Origin of the sequence: Asanoa sp. NPDC049573 (assembly GCF_040676615.1) — a bacterium.
Classification (GTDB): Bacteria; Actinomycetota; Actinomycetes; order Mycobacteriales; family Micromonosporaceae; genus Asanoa.
In genome coordinates, this window is record NZ_JBFAPI010000004.1 from 305,239 (window position 1) to 317,954 (window position 12,716).

11 protein-coding genes are annotated in these 12,716 nt (G+C 71.9%); 9 read left to right on the forward strand and 2 right to left on the reverse strand.

Features of this window, described 5'->3' with window-relative positions:
- Positions 1–62 precede the first annotated feature (62 nt).
- Genes AB0J74_RS11495 through AB0J74_RS11505 form a run of 3 tightly spaced genes read left to right on the forward strand, consistent with a single transcriptional unit; the run spans position 63 to position 1,772 of the window.
- Positions 63–956, forward strand: a complete 894-nt coding sequence (locus tag AB0J74_RS11495; protein WP_363447190.1) for a DMT family transporter — start codon at positions 63–65, stop codon at positions 954–956.
- Positions 957–966: 10 nt separating this feature from the next.
- Entirely contained in the window at positions 967–1,512 is a 546-nt protein-coding gene (locus AB0J74_RS11500; protein ID WP_363447192.1) for a hypothetical protein, read from the forward strand.
- Positions 1,509–1,772, forward strand: a complete 264-nt coding sequence (locus tag AB0J74_RS11505) for a hypothetical protein (protein ID WP_363447193.1) — start codon at positions 1,509–1,511, stop codon at positions 1,770–1,772. Before AB0J74_RS11500 ends, AB0J74_RS11505 begins: the two co-directional genes overlap by 4 nt.
- A gap of 7 nt (positions 1,773–1,779) precedes the next feature.
- Here AB0J74_RS11505 and AB0J74_RS11510 read toward each other — a convergent pair whose 3' ends face one another.
- A complete protein-coding gene (locus AB0J74_RS11510; RefSeq protein WP_363447195.1) occupies positions 1,780–2,601 on the reverse strand; it encodes a cyclase family protein in 822 nt (273 codons plus the stop codon).
- 190 nt (positions 2,602–2,791) lie between these two features.
- Here AB0J74_RS11510 and AB0J74_RS11515 point away from each other — a divergent pair, with 190 nt between their 5' ends.
- On the forward strand, positions 2,792–5,506 hold the full coding sequence (locus tag AB0J74_RS11515; RefSeq protein ID WP_363447197.1) for a cellulose binding domain-containing protein: 2,715 nt from the start codon (positions 2,792–2,794) through the stop codon (positions 5,504–5,506).
- 250 nt (positions 5,507–5,756) lie between these two features.
- Here the strand turns inward: AB0J74_RS11515 and AB0J74_RS11520 are convergent, their stop codons facing one another.
- Entirely contained in the window at positions 5,757–7,313 is a 1,557-nt protein-coding gene (locus AB0J74_RS11520; protein WP_363447199.1) for an alkaline phosphatase D family protein, read from the reverse strand.
- 152 nt (positions 7,314–7,465) lie between these two features.
- Here AB0J74_RS11520 and AB0J74_RS11525 point away from each other — a divergent pair, with 152 nt between their 5' ends.
- The 5 genes from AB0J74_RS11525 to AB0J74_RS11545 all read left to right on the forward strand — a co-directional run bounded on the left by AB0J74_RS11525 (position 7,466) and on the right by AB0J74_RS11545 (position 12,710).
- Positions 7,466–8,716, forward strand: a complete 1,251-nt coding sequence (locus AB0J74_RS11525; RefSeq protein WP_363447201.1) for an ArsB/NhaD family transporter — start codon at positions 7,466–7,468, stop codon at positions 8,714–8,716.
- Positions 8,713–9,276, forward strand: a complete 564-nt coding sequence (locus AB0J74_RS11530; protein WP_363447203.1) for a universal stress protein — start codon at positions 8,713–8,715, stop codon at positions 9,274–9,276. Before AB0J74_RS11525 ends, AB0J74_RS11530 begins: the two co-directional genes overlap by 4 nt.
- Before the next feature lie 282 nt (positions 9,277–9,558).
- A complete protein-coding gene (locus tag AB0J74_RS11535; RefSeq protein WP_363447205.1) occupies positions 9,559–10,881 on the forward strand; it encodes an extracellular solute-binding protein in 1,323 nt (440 codons plus the stop codon).
- A 24-nt stretch (positions 10,882–10,905) separates the two neighbouring features.
- Positions 10,906–11,856, forward strand: a complete 951-nt coding sequence (locus AB0J74_RS11540; RefSeq protein WP_363447207.1) for a sugar ABC transporter permease — start codon at positions 10,906–10,908, stop codon at positions 11,854–11,856.
- A gap of 2 nt (positions 11,857–11,858) precedes the next feature.
- Entirely contained in the window at positions 11,859–12,710 is an 852-nt protein-coding gene (locus AB0J74_RS11545; RefSeq protein WP_363447209.1) for a carbohydrate ABC transporter permease, read from the forward strand.
- The last annotated feature ends 6 nt before the right edge of the window (positions 12,711–12,716 follow it).

A 12,716-nucleotide genomic window follows, 5' to 3' on the forward strand; every position in this document is an offset into this window, starting at 1 on the left:
CTTAACACGAGCATCGCAAATCACAACTACCGCTAATCACGGTACGGCGTCAGGCTCGTCCTGTGAATCGTCGAGCCTGGATCCTCTTCGCCCTGGTCGCCGTGCTCTGGGGCATCCCGTACCTGCTGATCAAGATCGCCATCGACGACCTGTCACCGATGGTCGTGGTCGCCGGCCGGGTCGCCATCGCCGCAGCGATGCTGGTCCCGGTGGCCGCCGTCCAGGGCACGCTGTCCGCGTTGCGCCGCCACCTCGGCGCGGTGGTCTTCCTGGGCGTGGTGCACATCGTCGGCCCGTTCCTGCTGATCACCTACGGCGAGCAGCACATCAGTTCGTCGTTGACCGGCCTGCTGATCGCGATCGAGCCGGTGCTGATCGCCCTGCTGATGGTGCGGGCCGAACCGCTGACGCCCGTTCGGATCGCCGGCCTGGCGCTCGGCCTGGTCGGCGTCGGCGTGCTGGTCGGGCTCGACGTCTCCGGCGACCGCTGGGGCCTGCTCGGTGCCGGCATGATCCTGCTGGCGACGCTGCTCTACGCGGTGGCGACGGTGTTTGTGCAACGGCGCGCGTCGGACATCCCGCCGACCGCGCTGGTCGCCGGCACGACCACGGTCAGCACCGTGCTGCTGGCCCCGTTCGCGGCGTTCGCGCTGCCGGCCGCGCCGGTCAGCGGCGGCGCCTGGGCCTCGCTGGTCGCCCTCGGCCTGCTCTGCACCGCGGCCGCCCTGCTCGCGTTCTACCGGCTGATCGGCGAGGCCGGACCGAGCCGCGCCGGCCTGGTCACCTACGCCAACCCGGTGGTGGCGGTGCTGCTCGGCGTCGCGATCCTCGACGAACCGCTGCGGGTCAGCACCGTGTTCGGCTTCCTGCTGATCGTCGCCGGCTGCTGGTTGTCCACCCGCCCGAGCACCCCGGCGCCGGCGCCCGCCGTCGACACCCCGGCGGCCGCGCACTAGGTTCACGATCATGCGAGCCCCGACCCGCCGCGACGCCGGCTTCACCGCGCTCTTCCTCGGGTTCTTCGCGTCGGCCTGGTTCGGCTGGGCCCAGGCCGGCGCCGAGTCCGGCTGGCTGACCGCCGGCAGCTTCGTCTCGGTGCTGGTCGCCGCCGTCGGCCTGGTCACCGGCCTGCGCGCACCCGCCGACGGCTCGGCGATGAAGGACCGGGCGGCCAGCCGGCGCTACGGGATCATCGTCGGCATCGAGTTCGCCGTGATCTTCGTCGGCGCGATCGTCCTGGGCCGGCTGGGCCAGCCGGACCACATCCCGGTCTGGGTCGCGTTCGTCGTCGGCGTGCACTTCGTGCCGCTGGCCCCGGTGCTCGGCGACCCGCTGCTGCGCCCGCTGGCCGCGGCGACCTGTCTCGTCGCGCTGGCCGGCCTGATCACCGGGCTGGCCTCGTCGGTCAACTCGGCGCTGGTGGTCGGCCTGGCCGAGGGCCTGCTGCTGCTCGGATACTCCCTGCAGGCCCTGGCCCGTGGCGCACGCCGGCCGGCACAATCGTCCGTGTGACCACATGGGAGTACGCCCGGCTCGAATACCGGGCCGCCGGCACCTACGGCGCCGACGAGTTCATGGACTGGAACGCCACCTTCCACCACCCGGGCGGCGCCCAGCGGTGGGGCACCGACGAGCGCTTCAACGACATGCGCCACCTCAACCGGGCGGGAGCGGCGGGGTGGCAGGCCTACCATCGCAGCGCGACCTACTACCCCAACGAGCCGCACCGCCTCTACGGCGTCACCTACTCCCTGCGCCGGCCCGTCGAATAGTCAGCGGTCACCACGTCGCGAAGACCCGGGCCTGGCCGCCGGAGCCGCCTTCGTAGGGGATCAGGCCCGCCATCACCGTCGCGCCGTGCCGGGGCAGGCGGTCGAGGTTGGCCACGTTCTCCACGCCGTAGCGGTCGGCGCCGAGCAGGGCGAGGTGGGTGTCGAAGGTGGTCGAGACGCCCGGATCGATGCTGAGCGTGTCGACGCCGAGCGAGCCGATCCCACGCCGGCGCAGCAGCCACTCGCAGGCGTCGACGCCGAAGCCCGGGAAATGCAGGGTGCCGGCCGCGTCCGTGCCGCGGTAGGCGTCCGGGTCGCCGACCTTGGCGCCCCAGCCGGAATACATCAGCACGGCCGCGCCGCGGGGGATGCGGTCATAGCGGCGTTCGTAGGCCAGCAGGTCGTCGACGGTGACCGTGGTGTCGGGGTCGCGCGCCGCGCGGCGGGCGATGTCGATCACGACGGCCGGCGAGACCAGTTCGTCGATCCGGATCTCGGTCGACAGCCGGCCGCCCTCGATGAAGTGGCCCGGCGCGTCGACGTGGGTGCCGTAGTGTTCGAGGATCCGCCACTCCTGCATGTAGTAGCCGGCGTCGGGGATCGTGACGAAGGTCCGGCGGGCCGGCTCCTCGCCCGGCGTGAACGCCGGGAACGTGGTGGTCAGCGGGTAGGTCAGGTCGGCCAGCCCGCGCCCGTGCCGGGGTGCGGCCTGGGCCGGCGAGGCGGCGGCGAACGTCGCGCCGGCGGCGGCCAGCGCGCCGCCGATCAGGGCCGCCCTGCGGGTGACGGCCGGTGTGGTCTGTCGTGGACACTCAGGCGTCGTACACATGCCGCCCATCACATCATTGACACGGGCCGATCGCACGTGTGAACCTCGGCGGCGAGGCCGAGTGCGGGAAGCCGGGCCGGTGCGGCGCCAGGGCAGGGGTGCGCCGCGCGTTCGTTCCGCTCCCGCGCGCCCGCCGGCTGTCAGCGGCCTCCTCCGCTGTGCGCGACGACGCACACCGAGAGGCAGAACCATGCGCTCATCCCGCACCTGGGTGCCGGCCCTGGCCGCGACCGTGTTGGCCGCGGCGGCCGCCCTCACCTTCGTCGCGCCACGGCCGGCACTGGTGCCGACCGCGGCCGCGACCGACGCGTACGCCTGGAAGAATGTCCGGATCGACGGGGGCGGATTCGTCTCCGGGATCGTGTTCAACCCAGGTCAGCGCGACCTGATCTACGCGCGCACCGACATCGGCGGCGCCTACCGCTGGAACGCCGCCGGCGGCGCCTGGGTGCCGCTGCTCGACTGGGTCGGCTGGGACCGCTGGGGCTGGAACGGCGTGCTCAGCATGGCCGCCGACCCGGTGCAGACCAACCGGGTCTACGCCGCCGTGGGCATGTATACCAACAGTTGGGACCCCAACACCGGCGCGATCCTGCGCTCCACCGACCGGGGCGCCTCCTGGCAGGCGTTCAACCTGCCGTTCAAGGTGGGCGGCAACATGCCCGGCCGGGGGCAGGGCGAGCGGCTCGCGGTCGACCCCAACGACAGCCGGATCGTCTACTTCGGCGCCGAAGGGGGCAACGGGCTCTGGCGGAGCACGGACTACGGCGCCACCTGGGCCCGGGTGGCCGCGTTTCCCAACACCGGCAACTACGCGCAGGACCCGTCCGACCCCACCGGCTACCTGACCGGCAACCAGGGCGTCACCTGGGTCGACTTCGACCAGTCGACCGGCACCATGGGCAGCGCGACGCGGACCATCTACGTCGGGGTGGCCGACAAGCAGAATCCGGTCTACCGCAGCACCGACGCGGGTGTGACCTGGCAACGGATCCCCGACCAGCCGACCGGTTTCCTGGCGCACAAGGCGGTGGTCGACCCGGCCGGCGGCTTCCTCTACATCGCGACCAGCGACACCGGCGGCCCGTACGACGGCGGCAAGGGCGACGTCTGGAAGCTGTCCCGGTCGACGGGAGCGTGGACCCGGATCAGCCCGGTGCCGTCGACCAGCTCCGACGACTACTTCGGCTACAGTGGACTGACCATCGACAGGCAGCACCCCGGCACGCTGGTGGTGGCCACGCAGATCTCCTGGTGGCCCGACGTGATCTTCTTCCGCACCCGCGACGGCGGTGCCACCTGGTCCCGGGTATGGGACTTCAACGGCTATCCCGCCCGGGTCAACCGCTACACGATGGACATCTCCGCCAACCCCTGGCTCGACTTCAACACCGCGCCCGCGCAGCCCGAGCAGACGCCGAAGCTGGGCTGGATGACCGAGTCGCTGGAGATCGACCCGTTCGACCCCGACCGGCTTCTGTACGGCACTGGTGCCACGCTGTACGCCACCACCAACCTGACCGCCTGGGACAGCGCGAGCGGCACGTTCACGGTCCGGCCGATGGCCCGTGGCATCGAGGAGACCGCCGTGCTCGACCTGGCCAGCCCGCCGTCCGGCGCGCCGCTGGTCAGCGCGCTCGGCGACATCGGCGGCTTCCGGCACGACGACCTGGCCACCGTGCCGGCCAGCTTCCACGACACGCCCAACCTGGGCAGCAACACCAGCCTGGACTTCGCCGAGGCCAACCCGTCGGTGATGGTCCGGGTCGGCAACGGCGACCGCGCGGCCAACCCCAACCTCAACCGGATCGGCGTCTCCACCGACGGCGGCCGCACCTGGTACCAGGGCCAGGAGCCGGCCAGCGTCACCGGCGGCGGCACGGTGGCGATCGCGACCGACGCGAGCGCGGTGGTGTGGAGCCCGCAGGGCACCGGCGTGCAGGTCTCGACCACCCGGGGCAGTTCCTGGGCCGCGTCGTCGGGCATCCCGGCCGGCGCGCTGGTCGAGGCGAGCAGGACCAACCCACAACGCTTCTTCGGGTACGCGGCCGGCCGCGTCTACGCCAGCGCCGACGGCGGGCGGACGTTCACCGCCGGTGCGTCCGGGTTGCCCGACGGCGGCAAGCTGAAGACGGTCGGCGGTGACGTCTGGGTGGCCGGCAGCGCCGGGCTCTACCGCTCGACCGACAACGGCGCGACGTTCGCCCGGGTGTCCACCGTGTCCGCGGCGGTCAACGTCGGCTTCGGCAAGGCGGCGCCGGGCCGCTCCTATCCGGCGGTCTTCCTGGTCGGCACCGTCGACGGCGTGGCCGGCGTGTTCCGCTCCGACGACACCGGCGGCTCGTGGGTGCGGATCAACGACGCGCAACACCAGTACGGCAACGCGGGCGAGGCGCTCACCGGCGACCCGCGCGTCTTCGGCCGGGTCTACCTGGGCACCAACGGCCGCGGCATCCTGGTCGCCGACCGCACTGGCCCGGAGCCGACCGCGAGCCCGACGGCCAGCCCGACAGCGACACCGACCGCGACACCGACGCCGACCGCGACACCGACGCCCACCGCGACGCCGACGACGGGGCCGACACCGACAGCGACCGCCGGGCCCGGCGGGTGCGCGGCCACCTACCGGGTGACCGGCTCGTGGCCGGGCGGGTTCCAGGGTGAGGTGGCGGTCCGCAACACCGGCAACACGCCGACCTCGGCCTGGACGGTGACCTGGACATATCCGAGCGGCACCCAGATCACCCAACTCTGGGGCGGCGACTACACCGCGTCGGGCCCGGCCGTGACCGTGCGCAACACCACGTGGAACGGCACGCTGGCGCCCGACGGCAGCACCACGTTCGGCTTCCTCGGCACCGGCACCGCGGCCATCCCGGCCACGGTGACCTGCCAGCGGAGCTGACGGCCGCGCTACCGCGCCGCTCCCGGGCGGCGCGGTAGCGCCACAACAGATCATCCGCCGGGCCCGGGTCGGGCCGCCAGCGGCAGCACGCTTGACGTCCAGTACCACGTCTTGACCGACCACGTCGCTTGAAAGCGTCTCATGTGGTCGGCACCCCGCCCCACTGAAGAGGATGCGTGCGACGATCGGGAAGACGGCGTGCTGCCGGTTCGGCGTGCGCCACAACGGCCGGCGGCGCACCCCGGTGTCGTCAAGAACGCTCGGTGTGGACGCCCGGGCGGCCCTCCTCCACGACGAAGCTGGCGATCGTCGAGACCGCGGCGTCCGGTGTGGACACCTGGGGCACGGCGCGGTAGTCGCTGCGCCAGGTGTGGTTGTCGACCGTGCAGCGGACGTAGCCGCGGCGGGCGTCGTAGAACTTCATGTGCGGGTTCGAGGCCAGCCACTCGGTGCCCCGGGTGTCCATCGGAGCGCCGTCGCCGCCCGAGGTCACCGAGGTGCCGAGGAACTCGACGCCGACCGTACGCGATGCCGGGTCGTCGAAGTTCTGCTTGAGGTCGGCGACCATGCTGCAGTGCGCGTCGCCGGTGATGACGACCATGTTCTCCACCCGGCGCTCGACCACGCCGTCGAAGAGGCGCTGGCGGGCCGGCTCGTAGCCGTTCCAGTTGTCGTTGGGCAGCAGTTCGCCCGGCCCCGGATCGCGGTCGGCCTTGGCCATCACCGTCTGCTGGGCCACGATGTTCCAGGTGCCGGCCGAGTGGCTCAGCCCGTCGATCAGCCAGCGCTCCTGCTCCGCACCGAGCATCGAGCGGGCCGGGTCGTCGAGCGCGGCCTGGTCGGTGACCTGGTCGCTGCGGTACTGCCGGCCGTCGAGCAGGTTGAACTCGGCCAGCCGGCCGTAGCGCAGGCGGCGGTAGATGCGCATGTCGGCACCGCGCGGCACGGCCGACCGGCGCAGCGGCATGTGCTCGTAGTAGGCCTGGTAGGCGGCGGCCCGGCGGCGCAGGAACGACTCCGGGTCCTGCGCGGGGTCCTCGGAGAACTCGTCGGCGTAGTTGTTCTCCACCTCGTGGTCGTCCCAGGTCACCGCCCACGGGAACCGGGCGTGCGCGAGCTGCAGGTCGGCGTCGGTCTTGTACTGCGCGTGCCGGATCCGGTAGTCGGCCAGCGAGAAGGTCTCCGTGGCCGGCAGGTGGGCCCGGCCGAGCGTGCCGGCCGCCGGGCCCTCGTAGAGGTAGTCGCCGAGGTGCACGACCAGGTCCAGCTCCTCGGCCGCCAGGTGCCGGTAGGCGGTGAAGTAGCCGGTCGGGTAGTTGGCGCAGGAGACGAACGCGAACGCCAGCTCGCGCGGGCGGGCGCTGGCCGCGGGCGCGGTGCGGGTGCGGCCGACCGGGCTGACCGCGTTGCCGGTGCGGAAGCGGTAGAAGTATTCGCGGCCGGCGCGCAGGCCGTGCACCTCGGCGTGCACGGCGTGGCCGAGCTCCGGGGTGGCCCGCTCGACGCCGCGCCTGACCACGTGGCGGAACCGGGTGTCCTCGGCGACCTCCCACGTCACCGGGACGACGTGTGGCGGCATCCCACCGAGGCCGTCGGCGGCCACCGGGTCCGGCGCGAGCCGGGTCCAGAGCACGACACCGTCGGGCAGCGGGTCGCCCGAGGCGACGCCCAGGGTGAACGGGTCGACGTGGTGCGTAGCGTTCGCCAGGGCCGGAGCCGAGCTGACGCCAGCGACGGTGGCGGCGAGTCCGACGCCGGTGGCACCGGCAAGACTGAGGAGTTGACGACGGTCGATACGGGGTTGCATGGCAGGCTTCGCCCTCCGATGGACAACGCGTACCCCATTGATGATCACGATTTAGGTGTGTGCCGGGTTGCGGCGGGTTGAGCGCAGGTTGACGGTTTGCCGGCGCGCCGTCGTGGGGCGCGGGGGCGGGGGCGCCCGTACCCTGGCGCTTTGTGTCGACCGTGTGGGCCGTGCTGCTGCTGGCCGTCGTGCTGGCGTTCGCGGTGGTCCGCCCGCGCGGGCTGCCGGAGGCGACCGCCGCGGTGCCGGCCGCCGCGATCGCGATCGGTGGCGGCCTGGTGCCGTGGGCGGCCGCGCGGGACGAGATGATCATGCTGGGCCCGACGGTCGGTTTCCTCGCGGCGATCCTGGTGCTGGCCCATCTGGCCGACGCGTGGGGCGTGTTCGCGTTCGCCGGCGGGCTCGCGGCCCGGGCGTCCCGGGGCAGCCCGACCCGGTTGCTGACCGTGGTCTTCGCAATCGCCGCCGCCGTCACCGCGGTCCTCAGCCTGGACGCCACCGTCGTGCTGCTCACCCCGGTGGTGTTCGCGACCGCCGCGGCGGCCGGCGTGCGGGCCCGGCCGCAGGTCTACGCCTGCACCCACCTGGCCAACGCGGGCTCGCTGCTGCTGCCGGTGGCCAACCTGACCAACCTGCTGGCCTTCGGCGCGACCGGCCTGACCTTCCTCGGCTTCGCCGGGATGATGGCGCTGCCCTGGCTCGCCGTGCTCGCGGTCGAGTACGCGGTGTTCCGCTGGTTCTTCGCCGGCGACCTCGCCACGCCGGCCCGGCCGGCACCGGTCGAGCCCGCGCCGGCGCCGCGCTTCGCGCTGGCGGTGCTGGCGCTGACCCTGGCCGGCTTCGCCGCCGCCGAGCCGATGGGAGTGGCGCCGGCCTGGATCGCCGCCGCCGGCGCCGTCGTCCTGGCCGTGCCTCTGGTGGTACGCGCACCCGACCGCCGCCGCACCGCGTGGGAGGTCGCCCGCGCGACCAACCCGCTGTTCTGCTTCTTCGTCTTCGGCCTCGGCGTGGTGGTGCTGGCGCTGCGCCGGCACGGCCTGGACGACCTGATCACCTCGCTCACTCCCGGCCACGCCGACCTGCTCGGCCTCCTGGCGGTGGCCGGCCTGGCCGCGCTGCTGGCCAACCTCGTCAACAACGTGCCGGCCACGCTCGTGCTGGTGCCGGTCGTGGCGCACTCCCCCGGCCTGGTGCTGGCCGCGCTGATCGGGGTCAACGTCGGCCCCAACCTGACCTACGTCGGCTCGCTGGCCACCCTTCTCTGGCGGCGGATCCTGCACGCCCGCGACCAACCGCCGGCAACGAGCGCCTTCCTGCGCCTCGGCGCGATCTCGGTGCCGGCGTGTCTGCTCGCGGCGGTTGTCGCGCTATGGGTGGCTCTGAAACTATCCACAGTGTTATGAAGGTGGTCGTCTGGTTGGCCGAGGGCACCTGGCAGGCGTGCGTCGACGCCGCCGCCGAGGTGGCGCCGCCGTCCGCGTCGATCGCGCTGCTGCACGTCATCGACCCGGCGCTGGCCTCCGACGTGTCCGACGCGTTCGCCGGCCTGGTCGGGCGCGGTACCCGCGGCGACCCCGGTGCCGCCGTCGGCGCGGCCGCGGCCCGGGCCGCCGAGCAGTTGCTGGCCGCCGCGGCGGCGCGGCTCGACCGGCCGTCGTCGCCGGTGCGGCGGACGGGGCGGCTGGAGCGCGAGGTGGTGGCCGCGGCCGAGGGCGCCGACCTGCTCGTGGTGGCCCGCGACGGCCCGGTCAGCCGGCTGGGGCCGCGCAGCCTCAACCCGCCGACCCGCTTCGTCGTCGACCACGCTCCGTGCGCGGTGCTGCTGGTCTGGCCGACCGCGCCACCCGCGGTCGACACCATCCCGCCGCCACCGCCGCACAAGGCGACGCCACCCCACAAGGCGGCACCACCCAAGAAGGCGGCACCGCCGCACAAGGCCGCACCGCCGCCGCCACCGCACTGACTTATCGGTCGCGCCGATGTCGGCTTATGGTTTCGGTCGTTGCCGGCGAGCCGGTGCGGTGTTCCCTGGCGGCATGCCGAGCGCGGGGCCCCGTGGCGCCCACCGCCGCCGCCGCCTGCCAGCTTCGCCCGCTGCCGCTCGACGCCGTGCGGATCACCGACGGTGACGATCTTTCGGGATTCGTACCCGGGCGATCTGTGATTGCGAAGATCAACCGATGGACTGCCCGTCCGTGGGGCGGCGAGGCTCAGTCAACGCGCCGGCTCGGAAGGGACGGGAGCCATGACCAGAAATCTCACCCGCCGACAGCTGCTCGCGGTCGCCGGACTCGGTGCGACCGCGGCGCTCACCGGATGCTCCACGGTCGCCGGTGGCCTGACCACCTCGCGGGAGACGGGAACGCTCGACTTCTGGAACCTGTTCGGCGGCGGCGACGGCGTACGCATGCAGCAGATGCTCGACGGTTTTCGGGCCGAACACACCGACATCGAGCTCGCCGCGGTCACGCTCGCCTGGGGCAACCCCTACTACACCAAGCTGTCCCTGGCCACCCTCGGTGACCGCCCGCCCGAGGTGGCCATCTCCCACCTGACCCGGATGAAGAACCTGGTCCGCGCCGACCTGCTCGAGGAGTTGCGCCCCGAGGACCTGGCCCGGCACGGGATGACACCCGACAAGTTCAACCAGCGGGCCTGGGAGGCGGCGCTGGTCGACGGCAAGGCCTACTGCATCCCGATCGACACGCACCCGTTCGTGATGTTCTACAACACCGACATCTGCCAGAAGGCCGGCCTGCTCGACGCGGCCGGCAAGCTGACCCCGTTGGACAGCACGGAAGCGTTCACCGACGCCATGCGCAAGGCGAAGGAGGTGACCGGTGCCTATGGCGGCGCGCTCGCCTTCGTCTCCGAGACCTCCACGCCGTGGCGGATGTTCCAGTCGTTCTACTCGCAGCTCGGCGGCCAGATGCTCGCCGAGAGCGGCACCAAGGTGGTGATCGACGATGCGAAGGCCACCCAGGTGCTCGAGTTCATGAAGAAGCTCACAGGCGACGGGCTGTTCCCGAGCCCGATCGACTACCAGGGCTCGATCGCGATGTTCGCCAACGGGCAGAGCGGCTTCCTCTTCCAGGGCGAGTGGGAGATCACCACCTTCCAGACCGCGAAGCTGCCGTTCAGCATGACGCTGTTCCCGAACGTCTTCGGCGGCGGCGGCAACTACGCCGTGCAGGCCGACTCGCACACGTTCGTGCTGCCCCGCCAGCCCAACCGCGACGCGGCCCGGCTCGACCGGTCGCTGACCTTCGTACGGTCCATGTTGGACCAGAGCAAGACCTGGACGGAGGGCGGCCACGTGCCGCTGTGGCTGCCGTTCGCGGAAAGCTCCGACTACGCCCGGATGAGCCCGCAGTCCAACTACGCGTCGGCAGCGGACGCGGCCGCTTACGACGCCGAGGGCTGGTATTCCGGGTCGGGCTCGAACTTCGAGATCATCACCGGTTCGGCCATCGGCGACGTGCTGTCCGGCGCCGCCACACCGCAACAGGCCATCGCCCAGATGCGCGGCAACCTCGAGCAGCTCGCCGGCACCCCGTCACCGTTGTAGCACCTGCGTCGTGGGAGGCACCCCGTGTCCACGCAGACATCAGCACAGACCGACGCCGATGCCCGCCGGGGCATCGCGCCGACCGCTCCGCGTCCGAGCGCCGCACCGCGGCAGGGTCGGCCGGCCGCGGCGTTCCTCGCCCCGTTCGCCGTCCTCTACCTGCTGTTCGTCATCGGGCCCGCGCTCTACGGCCTGGTGCTCAGCTTCACCGACGCGAGCCTCGTCAAGCCCGGGCTCAACGGGTCCGCCGGCTTCGGCAACTACGCGGAAGCGTTGGGCAGCGCCGACTTCTGGTCGTCGCTGTGGCACACGCTGTGGTTCACGATCCTGACCACTCCGCCGCTGGTGATCCTCGGCTTCGTGCTCGCCCTGCTGGCCAACCGGATGACCCGGGGCACGTGGTTCTACCGCCTGGCCTTCTTCGCGCCTTACATCCTGCCGTCCGCCGTGGTGGCCCTCATCTGGATGTGGCTCTACACACCGGCGCTCGGCCTGTTCGACACGGCACTGACCAAACTGGGCATGACCGCGCCGAGCTGGCTCGGTGACGCCGCCTGGGCGATGCCGTCGCTGGCCATCACCACCGTCTGGTGGACGCTCGGCTTCAACTTCGTGCTCTATCTCGCGGGCCTTCAGGAGATACCGCGCGACCTCTACGAGGCGGCCGCGATCGACGGCGCCGGCCCCTGGCAGCAGATCCGCGGCATCACCATCCCGATGCTCGGCCGCACCACCACGCTGGTCGCCGTACTGCAGGTGATCGCGTCCCTCAAGGTCTTCGACCAGATGTATCTGATGACCAGCGGCGGCCCGAACTTCGCCTCGCGCTCGATCCTGCAGTACGTCTACGACCAGGGCTTCACCAACTACCGCGTCGGTTACGCGGCCGCGGTCTCGATGCTGTTCTTCCTCGTGGTCCTCGCGGTGTCGGCGGTGTGGTTCACGCTCGTCCGCCGGCAGGAAAGGGTGGTGTGACGATGGTGACCGCCGAACTGACCATGGACCGGATCCATCGCCGCGAGAAGCTGTTCAACCGGATCTGCGCCGGCGTGCTGATCGCCTTCGCGCTGCTCTGGCTGATCCCGTTGCTGTGGGCGGTCGACACGGCCGTCAAGCCGAACGCCGAGACCACGCGGACGACGTGGCTGATCGACAACCCCACGTTCGACGCGTTCACCCGCACCCTGCGCGAAACCGACATGTGGAGCTGGTACGGCGCCTCGTTCATCGTCTCCAGCCTCGCCGCGCTCGGCACCGTGGTCGTCGCCAGCATGGCCGCGTTCGCGCTGTCCCGGATGCGGTTCCGCCACAAGAACATCGTGTTCTGGGCGATCCTGGCCGGCATCATGATCCCGGGCCAGGTGCTGATCGTGCCGTGGTTCCGCGAGTTCGACGCGCTGCGGCTGCTCAACACCTACTGGGCCGTGATCCTGCCGCAGATCCCGGCCGCCATCGCGGTGTTCATCTTCAAGCAGTTCTTCGACGGGCTGCCCCGCGACCTCGAGGAGGCGGCCCGGATGGACGGCGCCAGCTTCTTCCGCGTCTACCGCCGGATCGTGCTGCCGCTGGCCCGCCCGGCGGTCGCGGCCGTCGCCATCTTCACGTTCGTGACCACCTGGAACGACCTGCTCTGGCCGTTGCTCGTGCTGAGCAACCCCGATCTGATGACGGTGCCGGTCGGCCTCGCGACGGTCCAGGGCGCCTTCGGCATCCGGTACGCGGACACCATGGCATCGGCGATCCTCGGCGCGATCCCGCTGGTGGCCGTGTTCCTGCTCTTCCAGCGCCAGATCGTGCAGGGCATCGCCGGTTCGGGTCTCAAGGGCTGACATCTT

What these genes read in the sequence shown, in the direction of transcription:
- AB0J74_RS11515 (WP_363447197.1), top strand. Translation starts at nt 2,792, where the DNA reads ATGCGCTCATCCCGCACCTGGGTGCCGGCCCTGGCCGCGACCGTGTTG.
- AB0J74_RS11530 (WP_363447203.1), top strand. Translation starts at nt 8,713, where the DNA reads ATGAAGGTGGTCGTCTGGTTGGCCGAGGGCACCTGGCAGGCGTGCGTC.
- AB0J74_RS11500 (WP_363447192.1), top strand. Translation starts at nt 967, where the DNA reads ATGCGAGCCCCGACCCGCCGCGACGCCGGCTTCACCGCGCTCTTCCTC.
- AB0J74_RS11520 (WP_363447199.1), bottom strand. Translation starts at nt 7,313, where the DNA reads ATGCAACCCCGTATCGACCGTCGTCAACTCCTCAGTCTTGCCGGTGCC.
- AB0J74_RS11510 (WP_363447195.1), bottom strand. Translation starts at nt 2,601, where the DNA reads ATGTGTACGACGCCTGAGTGTCCACGACAGACCACACCGGCCGTCACC.
- AB0J74_RS11535 (WP_363447205.1), top strand. Translation starts at nt 9,559, where the DNA reads ATGACCAGAAATCTCACCCGCCGACAGCTGCTCGCGGTCGCCGGACTC.
- AB0J74_RS11545 (WP_363447209.1), top strand. Translation starts at nt 11,859, where the DNA reads ATGGTGACCGCCGAACTGACCATGGACCGGATCCATCGCCGCGAGAAG.